This window comes from Gracilibacillus timonensis (genome assembly GCF_900086715.1).
Lineage (GTDB): Bacteria > Bacillota > Bacilli > Bacillales > Amphibacillaceae > Gracilibacillus > Gracilibacillus timonensis.
Genome location: NZ_FLKH01000012.1, coordinates 2083083 through 2106638 on the forward strand (window position 1 = coordinate 2083083; position 23556 = coordinate 2106638).

The window sequence follows — 23556 nt, forward strand, 5'->3', positions numbered from 1 at the left end:
TTTTTGGAAAACGAAATAAATTATCCTTTAATTGAACCTACCATAACCCCCTTGACAAAGTATTTTTGTAGAAATGGATATATACAGATAATCGGTAAGGTTGCTACGATTAATGTTGCCATTCTCAGTGACTCTGGAGTGACATTAATAATACCGGATGCTACGGTAGTGCCGGACTGTGAGGATCTTTGAGCGGCATTGGCTAATGCTTCGGATTCCGTTAATAATTCATTAAGTAATGTCTGCACAGGCCGCAATGCTTCATCGGTAACAAAGTAAGCACCGGTAAACCAATCATTCCAATGAAAAACGCCTTGGAATAAAGCGATTGTTGCTAATACTGGTCTTGATAGCGGCAAAATGATCGTCATAAAAATGCGAAAGTTACTTGCGCCGTCAATTTGTGCCGATTCCTCCAGTGATTTTGGCAGCTGTTCAAAGAAAGTACGAATAATAATGATGTGGAAAAAGCTGAACAAAAACGGAAACACATAGACCCAAAAGTTATTAATTAATCCCAGCTCTCGAAATAAAATAAAGTTGGGAATCATTCCTCCACTAAAGATCGAAGGTATAAAAATAAAGAAAGTAAAGAATGTTCTTCCAGGTAACCCCTTTTTGGTAAGGGCATAGGCAAATAATGCAGACAGGAATACATGTAAACTAGTACCAATAACGGTTCGTAACACGGTGATGACATAAGCATTTAAAAAGGTGCTATCTTGAAAGATTTGAATATAGTTTTCAAGAGTGAATCCGCGTGGAAAAAAATAAATAGGATGTTTCATTGCCTCGGCACCATCACTGAATGAATAGGCTAGGATGTAGATGAATGGATAGAGGGTGCAGAAGGCAAAAACAGCTAATAATGTATAGTTGACAATGGAAAACACCGACCAATTTCTCTTCATTTTGCGCGATACCTCCTTACCATAATGATGTGTCATTGACTTTTTTACTAATGCTATTGGCAATGATAATTAAAATCACACCTATCGCTCCTTGGAATAACCCCACGGCTGTAGCATAGCTTAGCCTGCCCTGCTCCAAACCTGATTGAATAACATGCACATCCAAAACCGTGCCAATCGAAGCAGTAGCTGGTGTATTAAGCAGTAGCAATTGTTCATAACCTACAGTCATAATGCCTCCACAGGCTAGCAGGAACATAATCACCATTACCGGTCGTATCGAAGGTAAGGTAATATGCCACATTTGCCGGAAGCGATTAGCGCCGTCCATCTTGGCCGACTCATATAATTGCTGATCAACCCCCGAGATAGCTGCTAGATAAATAATCGCTCCGAAGCCGACTGCCTTCCAAATATCAGAAAGGATAATGATTTGATAAAAATAATGAAGATTCCCTAAAAATTGAATTTTATCGAATCCTAGGGAAGCGATCATCTCATTGATTGGACCACCATATGGTGTGAGCATTCGCTGTAATATGGTAACAACTACCACCCATGAAATAAAGTGGGGTAGATAAGATATCGTTTGGACAGTCTTTTTAAATTTTAAGACTTTTACCTCGTTAAGAAACAAAGCTAACAAAATAGGCATGGGAAATCCTATCAATAATTTCATCAAGCTGATTGTTAGCGTGTTACGGATAATATCCCAGGATTGGTAGAAATTAAAGAATTCTTTGAAATATTTTAGACCGCTCCAATCACTACCGGTGATTCCTCCGACAAAATTAAAATCCTTAAAGGCGACGGTTAAACCATACATCGGTATATAAGAAAAAATGACAAACCAGATAATCCCAGGCAACATAAATAAATAATATAAGCGGTGCTGCCATATTCTTAACCAAAGACTTTTTTTGCGCGGTTTACTATCCTGGTCTCGATACACACCTTTTTCCGCTTCTGCATGCATTCCTGCCTCACTTCCTTTCTAGTTTTAAAATGTATGCGTTTTCAAGTGAATTATATTAAATATAATGTCATATGTCAATACATTATATTATATTAAAAATAATAATATGTTATAATTTTTGTATATGAGGAATAGATTAGGGTGAATAAATCTATCTTCTTTGGCATACGCCATGAAATGTGAAGGGGATAGAGTAAGCTTTTCTAATAAACATGATTATCGCAAAAATAGAGGGGGAAGAGGTAGTCTTTTCATTGATTAGACATGGAAACTAGGCTTATACTAAAAGATATATATGTTTTATAATTTTTGAGACGGAATATGGAGTTTGATGAATAGGTGGTGGCATATGAAACCTTTATACGAGCAAATATATAAATCGTTAAAAGAAGATATTATTACAGCAAAATATCAGGTGGGAGATCAGATCCCCTCCGAAAAAGAACTATCAAAATATTTTGATGTTAGTATCATTACGATTAAAAAGGCATTGGAAAAGTTAACAGATGAAGGATTAGTATCGAGAACGAGAGGGAAAGGGACGTTTGTTTCTAATCATACGAGTGGTAACACCATGCCAAGAAATAATGGTAACAAAAAAACACCCTTAATTGGTTTGATTGTAACCGATTTTGACGATAGCTTTGGCAATCGGCTAATCGGAGGGCTGGAGGATGCTGCTCAGGATAAATGTCATATTATTTTAAAACGGTCGCTGAGCAAACCAGAGAGAGAAGACAAGGCAATCCGGGAATTGCTTGATTATGGCGTCGATGGTCTGATTATTTCTCCTGCAAATGCAGAACATTATAGCCGTGAAATTCTTAAAATGATTGTCGATCAATTCCCGTTAGTATTAATTGATAGGGCCTATAAAAGCTTGGCAGTAACCTCGATCTCAACAGACAATGAAAAAGCAGCGAAAGAGGGAATCAATTATTTAATGAACCTTGGTCATGAAAGTATAGGTGTGTTAATACCGAAAGATAATACGACAACGGCTATTGAGGATCGGATTAAAGGTGTGGTAGAGGCCATCGTAGAAAAGAAGATGGTGGTAAACCGTGAATTGTGGTGTACCGATATCAAAAGTCCGTATCCGACCCATGTAGAAGAGATGCAAACAGACATCGAAACGATTAAAGCGCATTTACAACAACACCCTCAGATTACCGCATTATTTGCATTAGAGTATAATATTGCTTTATTAGCAAAACAAGCCGCGGAACAACTAAATTTGCAGGTTCCCGATGATCTATCGATTGTTAGTTTCGATAGCCCGCCAAGAAACATCATCGAATGGAATTTTACCCATTTACAACAGCAGGAAGAAGAGATTGGTCAACAGGCATTAAACCGATTGCTGGAAATGTATCAGGGCGACTTCGGGATTAATGATATTCGTATACCTGCAAAAATGGTAGAGGGCAGTACGACAAAACAATGGATGGTGGAGTATGTAAAGGGGGAATGACGCCTACTTCGCTCAGAGAATGATAGAAATTTCACAAATGGGAGGAATAAACAATGATCAAAAGAATTGGACACACGGCATATACAGTGGCGAATATGGAGGAATCGTTAACTTTTTATTGTGATTACTTGGGCTTCGAAAAATTATTTGAATTAAATAATCCAGAGGGAGAGCCATGGATTGTTTATGTGAAAGTATGCGAGGGACAATTTATTGAATTATTTTATGGTGGGGAAAAACGTAATCCAACAGATGAAAGTACGATCGGCTATCAACATTTATGCCTAGAAGTAGATGATATGAACAAGCTTGTCACTGACCTAAAAGCAAAGGGTGTAACCTTGGATGTAGAACCACAACAAGGTCTGGATAAAAACTATCAATGCTGGGTGAAGGACCCGGACGGGAATCGGATTGAGTTTATGGAATTGCATCCGGAATCGCCGCAGGTTAAGGGGTAGGGCATAATCGATTAGAGTGAAAAATCGATTAAAAAAGCATTTTCGAGCCAATTAGTATAAGATGATGTTACTTTCCGTATTATCATCCATAAATCCCCCTAAAAATTAGAATGAGATATTTAACTTTTAGGGGGTTGATACAAAGTCAACAGCTGTCTTTACACTTCCTCAGACTGTTTTTTTAAGCCGAATCGTTCATACTGCTCATTTGGTGCTTCATGTAGGTTCATTAAATCCACAATATACTGCTTCATTTGGGATTCAATTTTTATATCATTAATGGGCGTTTGTTGTTTGGGATCATGTTGAATATCAAATAATAAATGGCCCCCTTTCGTAAAGGGAGAGTTACTTTTAATTTTCAATAATTTGCATCCTTTCGTAAAAGTAAACGGCTCTATCAACTCTAAATTTTGAAGAATTTCAACTGGTGTTTGCTTAAAATGAAATAAAGGTAAGAGCGTATACTGGTATAATGGATGTTCATCATTGACCGGTGACCTCATATATACATAATTTCCATCCGTGCAATTTACATGACCACCATGAATTCCGAACAAGGCGGCGTTACGTATCTTTTTTCCCACCTTAATAACGTCTTTTAAAGGACTTCCTGTCATATCATCTGGGATATTTACTCCAAAATAATCCAAAATTGTCGGTGCAATATCAATGGTTTGGACTAGTTGTTCATTATCCATTCCTGCTCTTTCACTGCGAGGGTCCCAAATAAATAAAGGAATGTTTGCAATTTCATTATAATGCGGCATGATGTTTTTTGCCCACCAACCATGTTCCCCAAGGAGAAAACCGTGGTCTGTATTGACAATTAACATGGTATCTTTCCACAAATCTAATTCGTCCATCCTATCGATGATTTTACCTAAATAATGATCACACATACTAACGACGGATGTATATTGATACCGTATGTGTTCTACTAATTCTGGTGGCTCATCCACTTGCTTATAATTGGGCCAGTCACAATGCGGTCCATGATATTCATGAGGATACAATGCTTTATATTTTTCTGGGCTAAAGAAAGGTTCATGTGGACTAAAGCATTCCAGTTGTAAGAACCAGTTATCTTCTTGGAAATTCTTGTTTAGATAGTCCAGTCCCAGTTCAATAGTACGTGTAAGAGGATGATCTTCCTCGACAGCCATGTACTTCCGATTCACCCAATCTTGACGACACCTTTCTGGATCACGATCATTCAGCGTTTCTGGTACAGTAGGATTCCCCACATCTCCTTTCCATGTATCACCCTCTTGACCGCGTACGCCTTCCCATGTTGAGAATTTTGTATGATACGTCGAGGCATTTTCTTCCCAATAGTGATAATGATCTGTTATTAAATGGGAGCGTACATTATTTTTCTTTAGTAATTCCGGCATAGAATCGTCAAATGGTTCTAATGGTCCCCAGCTTCTGTGTAAAAAATTGTACCTTCCTGTGTGCATTTCACGTCTAGCAGGCATGCAGGGCAAGCTGCCAGCATAACAATTGGTGAATTTAACCGTTCGTTCCGCAAGCCTTTCAAAATTAGGCGCTTTCACCCAATCACACCCATAAGGTGGTAGCATATGGCGGTTTAACGAATCAAACATCAGTATAATGGCTTTCAAAACTTGATCACCCTTCATGTATTATTTGTTTGCTTATTCTTCATCTTTATTGTTAACGCTTGAACTATTTCCGGATAGTGGTCTGCAAGATTATGTCGTTCGCTAGGGTCTTCAGCTAAATTGGATAGATGAATACTATCGACTTGTTCTCTGCTGAAATCTAACATACCATTTATCACAAGCTTCCATTTACCCTGACGAATAGCTAGTTGGTTATTATATTTCCAAAAAACCTGTTCATGCGCTTGAGCCTTCTTTTCATGAATCATCTTGTAAATACTCGAACCATCCATTTCATGGCCTTCTGGAACGGTTAGTTCAGCAAGTTCTAAGAATGTGGGGAATACATCCATCATCATCCCCACCTTATGACAAACCTGACCTTGAGGTATGAGAGAAGGACCGCTAAGTATAGCTGGTTCACGGATGCCTCCTTCAAATAAACTCCCCTTATGTCCACGAAAAAGCCCAGCCGAACCGCCATAATATAAATCTTCTGTTCCATCTAAGAAGTTTCTAGATTCAGTGGACGGGCCATTGTCACTCGAGAAAAAAATCACCGTATTTTTATATTTATTCGTCTTTTTTAAGGTATTAACTATCTCCCCAATCCCATCATCCATTGCCGAAATCATTGCAGCCATTACCTGCTTATCAGTGGATAAATGAGTATACCTATCCATGTATTTCTGTGGCGCATGCATGGGATAGTGAGGAGCGTTGTATGGGATATAGAGAAAGAAAGGATCCTCATTGGATTCTTTAATAAATTGCACGGATTTTTCTGTAATAACTTCTGTTAAATATCGACCATTGCACCATACTTCCTCCTCATTTTCCCATAAATCATGTACAGGATTCTCCTCACTTTGTTTTCCCCAATAGTATATATGCGAGTAATAATCAACACAACCTGCTAAAAATCCAAAAAACTGATCAAAACCATGGGCGTTCGGTCCATGCTCTTTTGTGACACCTAAGTGCCATTTGCCGATGATTCCTGTGTTATAACCATGTTCTTTTAATACGCTTGCTAATGTTAACTGATTGGTGGGTAAGCCATGCGTTCCCCTTTTACCACCAAGTATTTGATTGACCCCAGTATTACCAGGATAACGTCCAGTTAATAATGAAGCTCTTGATGGAGAACAAACAGGAGCATTAGAATACCAATCTGTGAAGCGAACCCCTGAGTCTGCTAGCTTGTCTAGATAAGGTGTTTGAATCTCCTTTGATCCATAACATCCTAGATCACCATATCCTAAATCATCGGCATAAATAATAATGAAATTTGGTTTGCTCATATCAGTCTTCCTCCGCATAAAGATTACATCTAACTTGGCGATCGTTACCGTTCTCATATAACGGGATGGAAGTAGTTCTGCATGCTTCGGTCACAAAGGGGCAGCGATATTGAAATTGGCAGCCGTGTTCCGGTAAAGATGTATCAGCTGACTCGACGATTTCGATGTCTTCTTTGGTGGATTTCCATGGGTCAGGAGAAGAATGTAATAACAGCTGTGTGTAAGGGTGTTTAGGGTTATGGATTACTTCCTCGGTATCCCCTAACTCAACTACTTCTCCTGCAAATATAACCATAATACGATCAGCCATATAACGTGCACTTCCTAAATTATGTGTAATTAATATATAAGAAAGATCTCTTTCTTTACACAAATCCAGTAGTAAATTCATAATGTCAATACCAATAGATACATCAAGCATCGAGGTTGGTTCATCTGCAACAATTACTTCAGGCTCTAAGCCTAAAACTCTTGCTATAACTACTCGTTGTTTTTGACCGCCTGAAATTTGAAATGGATACTTATCAATAAAATCCTCAGCAGGGGTCAATCCTACCTGAGTTAGTAACTCTAAAACCTTTTCCCGTAAGGAACCACGTACTTTACGTTTTAATTCTAATGGTCTGCCAATCGCATATCCAATTGTATGGTTAGGATTAAGTGCAGCAAATGGATCTTGAAAGATCATTTGAATTTTTTCTGGAAGCTGTTTTCTTAGACTCTTTTCATTAATATTCGTTCCATCATATAAAATTTCTCCAGAACTAGGTTTAATTAAATTGGTTATCATTCTGGCAGTTGTGCTTTTTCCGCTCCCTGATTCTCCTACAATTGCTAATATTTCTCCTTTTTTAAGATTAAAGCTAACCTTATTTACTGCTTGAAATGAATTTTTTTTAAAAACGACACCTGATGAGAAGGTTTTATTGATTTCCTTCACTTGCAGCTTGTAGTTGTTCAAAGCCATCGCCTTCCTTTCCGTAAAGATGACAGGCAACGATCCCTTTGTTATCAGCTAATATTTGCGGTTCTTCTTGTTTGCATGTAGACATAGCAAAAGGACATCGAGGGTGAAAACTACAGCCGCTAGGTGGCGTAACTAAATCCGGTGTATGCCCAGTAATTCCCTTCAAACGTTTTTTCTTTCCTTTAAGCGGTGGAAATGATTCTAATAACCCTTGAGTATACGGGTGTCGTGCCTCTCTCAATAAAGTCTCACGTTTAGTTACCTCGACCAATTTTCCAGCATACATTACTCCGACTCTATCACATATTTCCAACATTAGAGGTAAATCATGGGTGATGAATAAAATGGAAAAGTCAAATTCTTTCTGCAACTCCAACACCTTTTTGATGATTCCGTTTTGAACGACAACATCAAGCGCGGTAGTAGGTTCATCCATAATAATTAAGTCAGGGCGAAGTGCTAATGCCATGGCAATGACTACTCGCTGACGCATACCACCAGATAATTCATGTGGATAGTTGTTCAAACGATTGGCACTTATATCTACTAATCCTAATAAATATTCTGCTTGTTTCACAGCTTCTTCTGTAGATATGTCTTTATGGGCAAGTATAGCGTCTATTAGTTGGTCTTGTATCTTAATCACTGGGTTTAGATTGTTCATAGCGCTTTGTAATATAATGGATATATTAGACCATCTTAAATGGTCAAATTCCTTTTCTGGTAAATGGGTCAGTTCTTGCCCTTTTAATTGAATGCTACCGCTTGAAACTTGTGCTGGCGGGCGTAATAGTCGACTTATTGCAAAGGCAGTCGTAGATTTTCCGCAGCCAGATTCCCCTACTAAACCGAAAATTTCACCTTTACCAATGGCAAAACTGACCTTATTAACAGCCCTGACCTTGCCTCTGGGTGAATCGTAATCTACACATAAATCACGAACTTCCAGTATATCTCCCAATGTTTCTCCTCCTTTATCATAACCCTATCCTATAAAGCGGCATTACCTCTATTAGCCTGAAAGCGATCTAAAATACCATTCCCAATTAATATAAAACCGAAGCACAAGCAGGCGATTGCCAATCCGGGAGGCAAAATCCACCACCAAGCGTTAAACAGTACGGCATTATTTGCATGAGCAAGGGACAAAATGGTTCCCCAACTCACAGCTGTTGGATCTCCTAAACCTAAAAAACTCAACCCTGCTTCAGCTAATACTGCCTGTGTGATCACTAATACCAAGTTTGCTAGAATCACAGGGATGATATTAGGCATGATTTCACGGAACATGATTTCAAAATCTTTCATTCCTGCCATTCTTGCAGCTTCTACATAACCACTCTCCCTTTCAGACATCGTTTGACTTCTAATACTTCTAGCCATATATAGCCAACTAAGCAAACCGATAATTAAAATCGTATTGGTAACTCCCATGGATGGCAAAAAAGAAGCTAAAATAATCATTAATGCTAATGTTGGGATAATTAAAAACAGATCGACTATCCTCATTAGTCCCTCGCCAATCCAACCACCTTTATAACCAGCGATGACACCAACTAGAACCCCGATTATGGTTGTAATTGACCCCGCTATTATGGCTACTAGCAGTGATGTTTGCGTCCCATAAATCATTTGAGATAAAATATCCTGTCCATAGCTATCTGTCCCAAGCCAATGTGTAAAAGAAGGAGAAAGCCATGCCTCAAATGCAATATCATTTTTTTCATATGGTGCAATATAGGAACCAAATAGGGCAATCATTATAAAGAGAAAGATAATGACTAACCCTAACATGCCTTTCACACCTGGTATTAGTGTCCAAATATATGTTAAGGTCTTTTTAAAATTTTCCAATATAAGCCCTCCTATTTCAAAGCTACTCTTGGATCAATAATGGGATACATAATGTCAGCAATTAAATTAGCGATGATTACGGAGATTGCGATAAATAAAAATGCGCCTTGGATTAGCGGGAAATCATGGTTTAAGATCGCATTAAAGGTCACTAATCCTACACCTGGATATGAAAATACAATTTCCATGGTAAGCGCACCGCCAATCACATGTCCTAACGTAATCATTAATCCCGTAAAGGATGGTAATAAAGCGTTTCTTGCTCCATAAACATATTTTCTCCTTCTATTAGACAATCCCTTCGCCTTTGCAAGAAGCATATAATCTTCAGATAGGACGCTCATTAAATTATTTCTAAGCACTAGAATATGACCAGCGAGAGAGGCAATAATCATAGAAACCACGGGTAGGGCAGCATGGTGAATAATCGATGTTACCTTCCCCATGAACGTTAAGCTATCAAAGTCATGTGGTATTGCTTTACCAAGCGGAAACCAATCCAAATGGAAAGAAAATATCATAATCATAATAATGCCAATCCAAAAATAGGGTACAGAGTTAAGAAAAAAGGAGACAAATAAGGAACCATTATCAAATAAAGAACCAGATTTCCACGCTCCTTTTATGCCAATCATCCAACCTATTCCATAACTAAATATGGTAGCAATTAAAACGGTCCCTAATGTCCAAGGTAAGGCGTTGATCATTACTTCTGTGACTGGTGCTGGATAGTTGACGTAAGAAACGCCCATATTCCCTTGAAATAGTTGTATAATATACTGTTTATACTGATAAAATAAACTGGAATTATCCAAACCGAACTGCTCCCTAAGTGCTGCCGCAACTTCTGGTGAACCTAAAGACATTTCAGAAGCAATTGTATCTGCAATGTCTCCTCCCATTAGTCGAGGGAGTAGAAAATTCACCGTTATTGCTACACATAATGTCATCATTGCAAAGCCGACTCTTTTTAAGATATAACCTGCATTCAATCCCAAAATAACTACCTCCTTTTTGGGACAGTATATTTACCGCCCCAAATGCCATTACTTTGGCTCAATTTGACTCAACGACAGTGCTGAATAGACAGGAACTTCTTCGTTATAGTTTGTAAAATTATCAACACGGTACGGAATATGACCACCTACGTTGTACATAACTGCTACAGGTGCTTGATCGGCTATGCGTTTTTGTATCTTTTTGTACAATTCTTGACGTGTTTCAGGGTCAGCAACAGAGGCTTCGTCTAACCAACCATCAACCTCATCATCTCTAAATCTCATATAATTTAATCCTGGTGTATTTTCCCCTTCAGGAGCGGTCATCCGGCTATGAAAAACTTCTAAAGCAGCCTGAGGATCAGGTGGAAATGCAATGCTATTTTGTAGTAAGTCAAAATCGCCAGACATAGCCAGTTTTGTTAATTCCGGCCAAGTTACTAATTTCACCGTCGTTTGGATACCAACCTCCTGCAGCCATTGTGTAATCATGGTTCCTTCTTTATTTTGAGCGGGTGCATTCGAGGCCATATTATAAGTGAAAGATAGCTCTTCTCCATCTTTTTCAAATACTCCATTTGCATTTTTACTATATCCTGCATCTTCAAGTTCTTGAACCGCTTGATCGATATTGTATTGATACTCAGGGCTATCAAATATAGTCTCATCCACCATTTCATTAAAAGCTTTTGGCAAGAATCCTGGGTTTGCTGGGAAGACGGCATTCATCTCTGCTTTTTCGATTAATGCTGTACGATCAATGGCCAATTGGATTGCTTTTCGAACCGCTTGATCTTCTAAACCGGGTCGTTCATTATTCATGATGACACTGAACACACTTAAACCAGGATATACCTGCATTTCTGCAGCTGGATTCTCTAATAATTTCGGAATGCTTGGCATGGCGATTGTGCCAGTAGAAGCTTCAACAGAGCCATCTTCTAAGGACAAGGTAAGTGTTGAAGCATTATTGAAGCGATTTATCACTAATTCATCAATCTTTGGAACATTGCTGTGATGTTTTGCATTTTTTTCAAGTATAATGGCACTTTCATTTACACTATTAAAGGTAAATGGACCTGTTCCGATGGGTTCCTTGTTCAGATTGGTGGAAGGGTCTTCATCTCCAAAACTATGCTCCCCAACAATTTCTACCGTTGAAAGATAAAAGGGCAGTGAGGGAAACTTTTCTGTTAGATGAAAGGTGATCGTGTTCCCATCAACGTTAATCTCCTTTAATCTCTTATCATTCCATATCTGATATTGATCCAATACCTTATGTTCTTTGATAGCATTAAAAGTATATAAGACATCTTCCGCAGAAAATTCTTCTCCGTCATGCCAGACCACGCCTTCACGCAAGGTAACAGAGTACGCTTTTTGATCTTCAGACCACGTACCAAGATCCTCTGCTAAAATAGGCATTAATTCGCCTTTGACAGGATTAAAGTAAAATAATGGTTCATAGATATATTCAAATAGTGTCTGCCAGTTACCATTGACTAAAAAAGGATTAAAATTAGATACTTGTTCTGGATTAATGGTTTCTCCTAGATGGAATTGAACGTTTCCACTTGAATTTCCGCTTGCGTTATCGGTATTTGATGAAGGAGCGTCATGATTGGAACATCCAATCACCAGAGTTAACAAGATAATAAATAAAAACGCAATCATGCTTATTTTTTTACCTTTTGCCATGTTACTAATTCCCTCCCTTTTTCATTGAATCCGCTTACTTTTTGGTGGTTCGAATGTCATCCTCCCTTCGTATTTTGTTATCACATATAGTAGATCAATCAATATTTAAAGTAAATGAGCTTTTTTTGACATCATGCATGTTCGTCCACATATGTTTTGTATACAGTATGTACTAAAATTGACATCGTGGATCTCCCTAGACAACATGTCAGAAAAACAATCAGGGAAAATCCATTTACTGATGGACCTGCCCTGATTTTTATAGTACTAATAAATATCTTTTGGATCTAACATCTTTGGATTGTTTTTTTCACGATATTTCCCAGGAGTCGTCCCTTCATTTTTTTTGAATATCCTGATGAAACTGTGTGCATTTACATAGCCAACAGACTTTCCGATATCCTTTACACTTAGTGAACTATGAATTAATAAATCCTTTGCTTTAGCTAAACGTAAGGATATTACGTACTCCATAAATTTCATTCCAGTTTTCTGTTTGAATAAGCGACTAATATATGCATAGTCTAGGCTGAGCTCATTCGCAATGCCATTTAATGATATTTCGTTATGATAATTCTTCTTAACGTACTCCATAATTTGAGTGGAAATGTCGAGATCTTCTTTCGTTAGTTGTGCTTTTAGTACATCAATAAGGTCTTCCATATACTTTGTTACCCAATTTTCTAATTGGACTAATGTATCAAACTGTGTGATTGTATGATATAAATCTAAATCTTCTTCATCTGATTTATCTTTTAATCCTAGCTCCGAGCTTTTATGTGTGATGGAAGTAACTAATTCTAAAATCATATGTTGAGCGAAAGAGAAAGGATAATTATCAAAGGTTTTAATAAATGTAAACAATTCATCTAACGATTGTAATATGATAGTGAAATTTGCACTCTTTAAGGCATTTATCATGGAGTATTCCAGCTCTCGTCTTTTTCTAAAGATGCTATCATTCCTATTTTTATCAGAGGCTAACTGCCATGAACCAATAATGGAGCCATTTCCTTTGTAGGCTCTTAATTCCAATGACCGACATGCCTCTTGATATGAATGTATAATGTGACCAATATATCCGACTTCTTCTCCTATACCAATAGAAACAGTAATATCTAAATGAGTTGCAATTTGTTTGCTAATCGTTTCAAATGGCTGTAGCAAAGATTCATGTGAGAGCTTTTGATTGGATTTTTTATAATGATTACTTATAAGCACTATATCCGAGTTGTCATTATTAATACAGATTACTCGAAATTTTTCTGTTAATATTTCCTCGGAAATTTTTTCGATAAAATAACGATAAAGGTCTTGGTCAATCTCGGTATAGTTTTCTACGAAATCCACGTATTTATCAATACTTATAATACTTACAAAATACTTCCCCTCAGATGAGAAATCGATTCCATAATTTCTCAACTTACGTATTTGTTCGATGTGGTTATCCGTTTTTGTCTGCAACATGTTAGTTAAAAAATTTTGCTTCATTACTGGTAAATTCTTTTGTACTTCTTGTTCCAATTCATCTTTTCTTTCGGAAAACTCTTCAATGGCTGATTGAATAAATGGAAATTCTCTTTTACTAGACATTCTTAAATTTTTTTCGGATAGATTTTGTTTTGCGCCAATCATTTGTACTAAAGACTGAATTGGTTTGTATATGCGCTTTCCAATTATTACAGCAAAGAATAAAGAGATGATAATGGAAATTCCTAACAGCATTAGTATAAACCAATTATTCACTTTTGTATGGGCGTATAACACCTTTGTCGGGACCAGATAAATGTACTTCCAGCCAGTGTGAGGAGAAGTAATGATAGAAAATCGATAATTCTTTCCTCGGTAATGATCATCGAAATTATTCATTTCTTTGCCTAACTGTGGGTGAACCGTTTTTAATTCTTGGGCAGTAAGTGGTTCCCCTCTTTTAATGTCAAATCCATATTCCCCTTTAGGGTGAAGCATCCAGATTTGTTCTCCTTCACGCATTAATTCTGCTGAAGGACTTTTAAACAATACCTGTTGGTTTAGATTTACAATGATAGCACCAGTATTATGTTCGCTTGCCAATGGCAGGGGGCGAATCAATGTGACCGTAAGTGGATTTTTTGATTTATTTGGATTTATTCCGTCTGAAAAGAACCATTGCTTTTCGTTATTCATTTTATTAAATGCAGATAATATATTCTTTTGTTCAAAATGAGCTATTGGTTCTAAACCAGTGATAGCGGATTGCAACATATTAATATTTTTGTAATAAACATAGAGGGAGTCAATATAAGGGGAGTTTATATAAAAATCTCTAAGGTGATATTGTATTTGATAGATCAGTGGCTTCATCTGATCTAGATCCCTCATCTCCATTACTTTGGCTAAGGTATCACTATTAGCTAACTGAATCGACATAGAATCAATATTGCTTAATTGATAATCCATTAGCCTTCTAGTTTGTTCCAGTACTTGTAAACTTGACTTATCTATCTCCTGTTGTAACACACGCTGACTATGCCAATTCCCAAATAACCCAACAAAAACAATAGGTATCACTACAAGGGCACATAAACTAAACGAAATATTCAATAAGAGCCTTCGGTATCTAAGATTAAAGAAAAAATCTTTCATTCAAATCCCCTACTCCCTTTTTTGATAGATAAGTTTAGCACATAATTGTAATCATATTCAGCGCAGCTCCTTGTATAAATACTTATGCGGTTAATAACGTATTCATACAATGTTATCGTAAGAAACGATGGGGAACACGTCTATGTTTTCATTTTATTCTATCATCTATAGTTTTAAACAGTAGTATATTCTCTAAAAAATAGGTAGTTAACGACCGACTGCATCACTATATAAGTTGAATGAAATAATGTCTCATGGATCGGATAGGTGCTACCTTCCAGCAGAGCTGTAAGACGTGTGAATGACCATTCCGAGGTATTATTAGGAAATATTGCGGGTAAGGACTTGCTTGTCACACATTTTTGTTACATTTATAAGTTCAACTTATATAGTAGGGTTTGTTTTTATTTGAAAAATCAGTGAGGTTTATCGTAATTAAAATAATCCAATATTTAAGCTTAAAATGGTGCATAAGATTACCAAAGAAAATTAGATAAACTAGAACTGTGGACAATAATGTAAACGCTGTCTTTTCGCGTCGTAAATGAGGGTTTGATGATAAATGGTTGTGTACTAGGATGATATAGTATTAATAGGTATGCTTATAATAGTGATTGCTGTACCTTTTAAGAAGTTGGTCTATGGGATGAACCAAATATTGCAATGAGGGAAGGTGATGAGCAATGATAGGAAGTTTTCACATGTGCAATTAAATTATCGAAGATTGTCTCAAGCTAATGGGAAGAATCAAAATATGATGTCTAAAATCAGTAAACGAACATACGTAATCTTACATACAGAAGCTATTTTTCTCAGTGTATCTATTCGGCTATGCAAGAATTAGTTGACAGTTAATCGCAGCTTCTTTCCAATCAATCAAAGAGATACCACCCTCGCTTTTTTTAAACTGATAAATAGTTCCTTTCGTGATAATGGGTTAATAACGAACTTATTTAATATTGATTAGTTAAAGGGTTTCTTTAGGATATGCAACATACATGATGGAGGAAGTAGGATGCTCAACGTGGTGTCCTGCTTTTTTCTTCATTTCCGGTGAATAATAAGAAATGCTCATTAGAAGGAGGCAGTTTTATTGAACTACAAATGGAAACATTTATTTACGCATACACGTCATCATATTCATTATAAATTATTTTGGACCGTTGTAATAGCGCTGATTACCTTGTTAGTTATTGTTATCAGTATGGCCTTTTATTTCGCCACAAATGAGTCATATAAAGAAATGAGACGATCCAATCAAGCAGCTATGGAGATGGCACAGACCTATATGCAAGAAAAAATCACCGATTATGACGAACTGCTTTATTCCTTATTATTTGATGAGAACTTTGTGAATAGTTTAAAACTTACTACGGATGATAGTGAGATCTTTGCAGCGAGACAATACATGGAAAGACGCATGATTAATCTGTTTAATAGTAATCCAAATAATATCAAACAAGTGCAGACTTACACCATATGGGATGAGCGATTGGTGTCCTTAACCGATTATCAAACTGCTTATCATTATCATGAACCAGAATGGCAAAATCTTGACTATGAGGGTCGTTTTCTAGTCGATATGAATCAAGAGGCTTTTGCCATCAAGCGGAACGTCAATGATTTTTATACGAGAGAACGGATTGCAGCGATATCGTTATCCGTGAAATGGGGCGTGATGGCCAGCGCCTTCCAAATGTTACAAGGAAAAGAAGAAGACATTATTTTAGTAGTAAATGGGGATGGAGAGATTGTCCATCAACCATTTGCCGATCAGTCGAAGGAATCCCAACTGACGGATTTAGCACAGAATGACCAATTGTATCAAGAAACATTTTTAGAATTAGAATCGTTTTATGCCTTTCAGCAGGCTGTTCATGATAATATTCACATTTTAAAGTTGATCCCAAAACAATCTGTGCTGGCAAGTGGGGAGTCTATTATTCAGTTCGGTATACTCATTGGAGTAATTGCTATTTTTATGATCATTGGCTTTTCCGTGTTTTTCTACTGGAAAGTAACCAGACCAATCAGTGTATTAGCGAGTGAAATGGATAAAGTGGTTCACGATAATTTTCAAACTACTATGGAGATTGACCAAAATCGATCGGATGAAATTGCTATCCTGCAACGGAATTTTGTCGATATGATTCACCAATTGAAGCATTTAATTGAGATTGAATATAAACACGCGCTAGAAAAACAACAAGCTCAGTATCAAGCGCTTCAGCATAAAATAAATCCGCATTTTCTACATAATTCCTTACAACTGATTGGTAATGGAGCTTTGTCCAATGAAGGGAAGCAGGTATATCGCATGATTCAAGCATTAGGCGAGATGTTCCGTTATACACTGCGGGCCAACAAAGATGTCGTCACCATTGATGATGAAATCAAACATTTACAGCAATATCTGTATATTCAAAAGCAGCGGTTTCAAGATCGTCTTGTCTTGGATTTATATGTGGATGAGGAAGTAAGCTGCAGTACTATACCGATTTTAACCTTACAGCCGATCGTCGAAAATGCATTTTCGCATGCCTTCGCCTCGGATGATCAGAAATGGCGGCTTTCCATTACAGTAGAAATTGTATTAGAGGAAGTAGAGATTTTGATTGAAGATAATGGAAAAGGGATGGAGCCAGCGACATTGCAAAAAGTTCTAGCATCATTACAAGGACACCATAAAGACTTATCCTATGTCAAGCAAAGTATTGGACTGCAAAATGTTAATAATCGCCTGAAAATAATCTATGGGGATGACTATGGCATTCATATGTACAGTAAGCAAGGGGGAGGGACTTCAGTTCTTATTCGAATACCACTTATTTTAGAGGAGGATGCACAATGAGATGGAAGGTAGTAATCGTAGATGATGAAAAAGCTACTTGGGATATTATCGAAAAATTAGCAGATTGGGAAAAATATAATATGGAGGTTGTTGCACATTTTTTCAATGGACAAGAGGCATTGGATTATTTGCGTGACCATCCGGTTGATGTGTTAATTACTGATATGAATATGCCTACGATGGATGGGACTAGATTATTGGAAAGCCTAACGGCGCAGTATAAAGATATACAAACGATTGTGATTAGCGGCTATGATGATTTCAAATATGTGCAACATGCGATTCGTTCTCAATCTGTAGATTACTTACTAAAGCCTGTAAATCCTTTAGAACTGAATAAGGCATTAGAAAAGGCCGTTCTGGAGCGAAAGAAAAGTCTATTCAAAAAACCTTTATCCTTTTCTGACTATGGTGAATCGATTATTCCTTTATTGCAAGAATTCAAATGGCGATTGTTTACCGCTATTGAAGCACGTGATCAAACTGGTTTATCTCAAGCATTTGATGAATTAGATCAAGCACTAAAAAAATATCAGGATGTGACAGAGTCTGTGCATGGAAAACTGCATTATGAATTAATAATTTATGTGGAAGAACAGTTATATCAACACAATCTATCCCTGCAATTTCTAGAGCTTTCTCATCATTCAGTAGAATTAAACCTAGACAACCGTATCACGGACACATTATCTCAAATGGAAGAAGTGTTTGTTGTGTTGTTGCGGTATTTAATGGATTTTAAACAAGAAAACTCTTTTTTACAAATAACAGATGTGAAAGAATATATTGACCGAAATTATCGCAACCCAGCTATGACATTGAGGCATATTGCAGAAGAATTTCATGTTAGCAAGGAGTATCTCAGTAAAGCATATAAAGATAAATTTGCAGTAAATGTAACGGAATACATTCTAAAACAAAGAATGAATAAAGCAAAGCAGTTAATGGCTAAAGACAATATGAAAATTAAACACGCAGCTGCCTATGTTGGCTACGATGATGTATCTTACTTTTATCGAGTTTGGAAGAAGGTATTTGGTTTTCCGCCGGGAGAATTAAAAAAGTCCAAAAACGGAAATTAATTCTATCAATAAAAATAAAAACGCTTTCTTATTATAATGGAAACGAATTCATAATTAATAGAAAATGGAGGGGTTCAAGTTGAAAAAGAGACTAATAAGCATCGTGGTGTTGTTGTTTCTAGGTTTGTTAGCAGCATGTGGAGATGGAGAGTCTAGTAGTTCTGGCGGGGAACAAGCCTCAGCTGGTGATGAAGTACAGTTGAAGGTATTCTTACCTCAACCAAGGTTTAAGGAAATCTATGAGAACTATTTTGATCAATTTGCTGAAAAGTATGAAAAAGAGAATGGTGTAAAAGTTACCTTTCAATTAGAGATGCCTGGTTCAAATGAGGCTTCGCAGATATTGCAGACACGTTTAGCTTCAGATGACAGTCCTGATGTGTTTTCCTTGCACGCCATCAATGAAATTCCTCGATATGCAGAAGCCGGATACTTAGAGGATTTATCTGATCAAACTTTTGTAGATCATTTGTTGGAAACACCAAGAAATGCTGTCACCTATGATGGTCAAGTAGTAGCAGCTCCAATGGAAAGTTTACATTGGGGGTTCTTATACAATAAGGATATGTTTGAGGAGCACGGTGTTGAATTGCCTCAAACGTTATCTGAAATGGAGGATGTAGTGGATACCTTTAATGCGGAAGGGATTACACCTTTTATCTCCGCTTATCAAGATCCAGAAGTACCACAACTTTATCTGCCAGTGGAAGTGGGGGGACAAGTGAACACCAATGCGCCTGATTTTATTGAGAACATGAATAATGATGAAGGTTCCTTTGCAGATTTAGAAGGTTTCTTTGACATCATGGATCTGCAGAATGCAAATGGTACGGAGCGGCCATTTGAAACAGATCCTGACCAAGGTAGTAATAAATTTGCCAATGGTGAAGCAGCCATGTGGGTGATGGGGCCATGGTATGCGGAAACGATCTTAGCAGCAAATGAAGACTTTAGCTTTGGAGTAGCGCCATTGCCAATAAACGATAATCCGGAGTCTACCATGATTAATACGGGTGTCTCTACTTCCCTGGCTGTATCCAGTCAAAGTGAACACAAAGAAGTGGCAACTGCACTAGTTAATTACATGTTGGATGAAGAGGATTCCAGTCAATTATTTGAAGATTTAAAATTCAATCCAGTAACCGATTTTCATGATTTTGAACCTTATCCATGGTTAACAGAAGCACTAGAGCAAGTGGAACAAGGGAAAAATTATCTAGATCCATCGATTCCAAATGCCGTAAAATCAGAATCTGAAAAAGTTTTCCAGTCTTACTTGGGGGGCAACTTGGATCAAGAAGGTGTCATTGAGGCATTAGATCAAGCATGGAGAGAAGCGAATAAGCTGAATAATTGATCAAGGAGTGGGTGATAGAGGGGTACTTCCTTTATCACCACTCTTTCCCATATACGTGAGGACAATATATCGTAAAGGAGGAAGACAAATGGGTTCTGCAACAGATGCTAGCAATTTACCTAGGCAAAAAACAAAAAGAAAATTTAACAAATCAAAGCTGTTATCATGGACAATCTTTATTGGGCCGGCTCTGCTGTTTTATCTGGCTTTTATGTTTATTCCGGCATTTGGTGCCTTTTATTATAGTTTGACTGACTGGAATGGTCTGGCAAGGACCACTAGTTTTGTTGGATTAGATAATTATGTAGAAGCTTTTACACAAGATCCAGATTTCCGGCATTCGATTTGGTTTACCTTGAAGTATACCGCAGTGGTGTTAGTGTTTCAAAATATTATCGCATTGTTATTAGCAGTTATGATTGAATCACGTTCGCGCATGAAGGGATTTTTCCGGACGGTATTTTTTATGCCGAACATGGTCAGCTTAATTATTAGTGCATTTATGTGGGTGTTTATCTTTACGATTGTTTTACCCGAATTATCTAAGTATGGGTTATCGATGTTGGATCAAGGATGGCTGGGGGATGCCGATGTAGCCTTTTATTCCATTGTAATTGTGTCTTTATGGCGTGGAATTGGTTATATGATGATTATTTATATTGCAGCATTGCAAGGCGTACCACAGCACCTAAAGGAAGCAGCAGTAATCGATGGTGCTTCACCATTGCAAAACTTGCTTCATGTGACGATTCCAATGATTATGCACGCTATTACAATTTGTGTCTTTTTAACATTAAATGAAGCCTTTAAAATATTTGACTTAGTATATGGTATGACAAATGGAGGTCCTGGAAGAAGTACACAGGTGATTGCGCTAAACGTTTATGAAGAGGCTTTCTCTGGTAATTTCAGATATGGTTATGCTAATGCGAAGGCAATGGTTCTGTTTGGCATCGTAATGATTATTACATTTTTCCAAGTAAGAGTGATGAAAAAGAGAGAGGTGGAATCGTGAGACAGGAACGAACCTTATCCGTGGTTAGTACAGTGCTGTTGATTATTTTTGCGATGATTTCATTTTTCCCTATCTATATGGTAGTGGTCAATTCCTTTAAGTCTCAAGAAGAAATATTTAGTAATGTGCTGGCACTGCCATCGAAATTACATTTTGAAAATTATACGCAGGCTTTTTCCCAAGTGAACTTATTGCAGGTAACTATGAACTCCGTGGTAGTTACAGTTGTCGGACTGGTTGGTATTGTGCTGGCAGGGGCGTTGGCAGGCTATAAGCTAGCAAGGACACCCGGAAGGATGAGTAATATCTTCTTCTTGTTGTTTATGTCTTCGATGCTTATTCCTTTTCATTCTATTATGATTACATTGACGCAATCGGCAAAGGCATTGGGTTTACAAGGTTCTACTGGTGGTTTAGGGTTGATCTATATTGGTGTGGGCGTTAATATGGCAATATTTCTCTGTCATGGATTCGTCAAGACGATCCCAAAAGAATTAGAGGAATCAGCAAAAATTGATGGAGCGGGGGAATTTCAAACCTTTATTAAAATTATTTTTCCTTTACTGTTACCCATTCTAATGACAGTCGCTATCTTAGATATCTTATGGATATGGAACGATTTCTTATTACCGTTGTTGATGTTAACCGATGTGAATGATTATACGTTGATTCTCTCAGTAAATATGCTATTTGGAGAGTATGTCAATGACTGGCCGAAAATACTAGCATCATTAATTATGACCACGTTGCCAATCGTCATCTTTTATGCATTTTTTCAGCGATATATATTGGCTGGGATTGCGGAAGGTGCGGTGAAGGGATAAGGCTTTTTAGTAAAGATAACTAAACCAGATAAAAGCTGCCTTCAACAGAAAGCAGCTTTTATCAATTAATTGCGTATCATTCTATCCATTTACAGAAATAGAATCATCGATAAGACGAACATAAATATGACACCTGACACCATTGGCACAGCAGTACGCTTAATAATTTGGATGGGATTTACTTTCAAAGTTCCTGCTATAATTAAAACAACTGCTGCTACTGGAGATACAGCACGGAATAAGTTTCCTGCTAATCCCATTGGCACACTGATAGCTATTGGATCGATTCCTGCTGCTTGGGCAAGTGGTACAACCAGTGGAACCATGGCGAAAAATAGTGCAATGCCACTACCGCTAAGTAAGACAATAAGTGCAGTAACACCTACAAGAATGAGTGGAAGAATAATACCACTTCCATTTCCACCAGTGCTTTCCATAGCTTGTTGTAGCGTGTCAATTAGACCAATAGACTGTAGTCCTGCAACAAACACAGAAGCGGCAACAAGCAAAGCCACTACTGGTAACATATTACCCATACCTGAAAAGAATTTCTCGGTGTTTCCAAGAACTTCCTTTGTATTTCGGTTGCGTATTAATTCACTGACAATCGCAATGATAAAGGAAATTAATACAGCTATTTCAACGCTGATCGTGACAGAGACAGATGTTGTCATTTCTAAAAGGAAAGAAATCAATAGAATGATAATTGGGAATATTGGTAAAATGGAATAAATGGTTTTAAATAATTTTCCACCTTCAATATTTTCAATGTCTTTCAATTCTACTTCTTCGTCTGAGTCACCTGTGTCGCCTTGCTTATCCCTATGCTTTTGCCAGAAATAATGCACTAGCGCTATGAAGAGAATGGTTGGAATGGAAACTAGCGCATGGTAACTGAAAACATACTGTGACACTGTTAAACCATCAAATGCAGCGTAGCTAGCAAGTTCTTGTGCAATAGCAACATTATCACTGCCAAGTGGTGTTGGTACAATCGTTGCTGAAGTTGCAAGTACTGCAGCGATGCTTAATGTGGACATGCCTGCTTGCTTTAACACAGGATATAATGTAGCTAATAAAAGTATTGCAAGCGTCGATGCACTTGGAATAACTAAAGAAAGAAAGTTCCCTAATAAAAAGGTTAAGGGTACTAAAAAATATACAGATTTTACGTTTTTTATCGGTTTTGTCAAGACTTGCACGGTTAAATCATTAGCGCCAATGGAAGACATATATGCAGTATATCCTCCAAGGATAAGAATAATTAATCCAGCTGAACTAAGAGTGGATTTAAATTGTTCTACAATGACTTGTAAGGGATCGAGTAGAGCTGTACCAGTTGATTGAAAGTCTTCAAATACGATCTCTTTCCCCATAAGCAGACTAATGATCAGTAAGATGATTCCCATTAAAAACAGGGCGATTTTAATATCTAATTTTTTTATCAGCATATAGACAATGACGACAACAGCCAATAAGGCTGAGCCGTACATTATAATATTTTCCATCATGATGTTTCCCCTCCGATGAC

Annotated in this window: 18 protein-coding genes; 7 read left to right on the forward strand and 11 right to left on the reverse strand. The window is 37.3% G+C overall.

Going from position 1 to position 23556, the window contains the following annotated elements:
- Nucleotides 1-20 precede the first annotated feature (20 nt).
- Together BN6556_RS20855 and BN6556_RS20860 are read right to left on the reverse strand one after the other, a co-directional pair.
- Nucleotides 21-911 (reverse strand): carbohydrate ABC transporter permease, encoded by an 891-nt coding sequence (locus BN6556_RS20855; protein WP_066195966.1) that lies wholly within the window; start codon nucleotides 909-911, stop codon nucleotides 21-23.
- A gap of 16 nt (nucleotides 912-927) precedes the next feature.
- Entirely contained in the window at nucleotides 928-1887 is a 960-nt protein-coding gene (locus BN6556_RS20860; RefSeq protein WP_066195969.1) for an ABC transporter permease, read from the reverse strand.
- Between the two features lie 349 nt (nucleotides 1888-2236).
- Here BN6556_RS20860 and BN6556_RS20865 point away from each other — a divergent pair, with 349 nt between their 5' ends.
- Together BN6556_RS20865 and BN6556_RS20870 are read left to right on the forward strand one after the other, a co-directional pair.
- On the forward strand, nucleotides 2237-3361 hold the full coding sequence (locus tag BN6556_RS20865) for a GntR family transcriptional regulator (RefSeq protein ID WP_161485733.1): 1125 nt from the start codon (nucleotides 2237-2239) through the stop codon (nucleotides 3359-3361).
- A 53-nt stretch (nucleotides 3362-3414) separates the two neighbouring features.
- Nucleotides 3415-3822 (forward strand): VOC family protein, encoded by a 408-nt coding sequence (locus tag BN6556_RS20870; RefSeq protein WP_066195976.1) that lies wholly within the window; start codon nucleotides 3415-3417, stop codon nucleotides 3820-3822.
- A gap of 158 nt (nucleotides 3823-3980) precedes the next feature.
- On the opposite strand, the gene BN6556_RS20875 is transcribed toward BN6556_RS20870, so the two are convergent.
- From BN6556_RS20875 to BN6556_RS20910, 8 genes are all read right to left on the reverse strand, one after another.
- Nucleotides 3981-5450 carry a sulfatase gene (locus BN6556_RS20875; protein WP_066196709.1) on the reverse strand — a complete coding sequence of 490 codons (1470 nt, stop codon included), beginning with the start codon at nucleotides 5448-5450 and terminating at the stop codon, nucleotides 3981-3983.
- A gap of 14 nt (nucleotides 5451-5464) precedes the next feature.
- On the reverse strand, nucleotides 5465-6754 hold the full coding sequence (locus BN6556_RS20880) for a sulfatase-like hydrolase/transferase (protein WP_066195979.1): 1290 nt from the start codon (nucleotides 6752-6754) through the stop codon (nucleotides 5465-5467).
- A 1-nt stretch (nucleotide 6755) separates the two neighbouring features.
- Nucleotides 6756-7715 carry an ABC transporter ATP-binding protein gene (locus BN6556_RS20885; protein WP_078060206.1) on the reverse strand — a complete coding sequence of 320 codons (960 nt, stop codon included), beginning with the start codon at nucleotides 7713-7715 and terminating at the stop codon, nucleotides 6756-6758.
- Complete coding sequence (locus BN6556_RS20890; RefSeq protein ID WP_066195987.1) at nucleotides 7678-8682, reverse strand: ABC transporter ATP-binding protein; 1005 nt, start codon at nucleotides 8680-8682, stop codon at nucleotides 7678-7680. Before BN6556_RS20890 ends, BN6556_RS20885 begins: the two co-directional genes overlap by 38 nt.
- 29 nt (nucleotides 8683-8711) lie before the next feature.
- Entirely contained in the window at nucleotides 8712-9575 is an 864-nt protein-coding gene (locus BN6556_RS20895) for an ABC transporter permease (protein WP_066195990.1), read from the reverse strand.
- Between the two features lie 11 nt (nucleotides 9576-9586).
- The gene (locus BN6556_RS20900) at nucleotides 9587-10573 is read right to left on the reverse strand and encodes an ABC transporter permease (protein WP_078060207.1); all 987 of its coding nucleotides are present in this window, start codon (nucleotides 10571-10573) and stop codon (nucleotides 9587-9589) included.
- A 48-nt stretch (nucleotides 10574-10621) separates the two neighbouring features.
- Nucleotides 10622-12271: an ABC transporter substrate-binding protein gene (locus BN6556_RS20905; RefSeq protein ID WP_066195995.1), complete on the reverse strand. Its 1650-nt coding sequence runs from the start codon at nucleotides 12269-12271 to the stop codon at nucleotides 10622-10624.
- Between the two features lie 267 nt (nucleotides 12272-12538).
- A complete protein-coding gene (locus BN6556_RS20910) occupies nucleotides 12539-14896 on the reverse strand; it encodes a helix-turn-helix domain-containing protein (RefSeq protein ID WP_066196000.1) in 2358 nt (785 codons plus the stop codon).
- Nucleotides 14897-15989: 1093 nt separating this feature from the next.
- Here BN6556_RS20910 and BN6556_RS20915 point away from each other — a divergent pair.
- From BN6556_RS20915 to BN6556_RS20935, 5 genes are all read left to right on the forward strand, one after another.
- Entirely contained in the window at nucleotides 15990-17747 is a 1758-nt protein-coding gene (locus BN6556_RS20915) for a sensor histidine kinase (protein WP_066196002.1), read from the forward strand.
- On the forward strand, nucleotides 17744-18829 hold the full coding sequence (locus BN6556_RS20920; protein WP_066196009.1) for a response regulator transcription factor: 1086 nt from the start codon (nucleotides 17744-17746) through the stop codon (nucleotides 18827-18829). The genes BN6556_RS20915 and BN6556_RS20920 overlap by 4 nt, the downstream gene beginning before the upstream one ends.
- A 64-nt stretch (nucleotides 18830-18893) precedes the next feature.
- Nucleotides 18894-20186: an ABC transporter substrate-binding protein gene (locus BN6556_RS20925; protein ID WP_066196012.1), complete on the forward strand. Its 1293-nt coding sequence runs from the start codon at nucleotides 18894-18896 to the stop codon at nucleotides 20184-20186.
- Between the two features lie 88 nt (nucleotides 20187-20274).
- Entirely contained in the window at nucleotides 20275-21201 is a 927-nt protein-coding gene (locus tag BN6556_RS20930; protein ID WP_078060208.1) for a carbohydrate ABC transporter permease, read from the forward strand.
- Nucleotides 21198-22025, forward strand: a complete 828-nt coding sequence (locus BN6556_RS20935) for a carbohydrate ABC transporter permease (protein WP_066196014.1) — start codon at nucleotides 21198-21200, stop codon at nucleotides 22023-22025. The genes BN6556_RS20930 and BN6556_RS20935 overlap by 4 nt, the downstream gene beginning before the upstream one ends.
- Before the next feature lie 89 nt (nucleotides 22026-22114).
- On the opposite strand, the gene dcuC is transcribed toward BN6556_RS20935, so the two are convergent.
- Nucleotides 22115-23536 carry a C4-dicarboxylate transporter DcuC gene (gene dcuC / locus BN6556_RS20940; protein WP_222860571.1) on the reverse strand — a complete coding sequence of 474 codons (1422 nt, stop codon included), beginning with the start codon at nucleotides 23534-23536 and terminating at the stop codon, nucleotides 22115-22117.
- Between the last annotated feature and the right edge of the window lie 20 nt (nucleotides 23537-23556).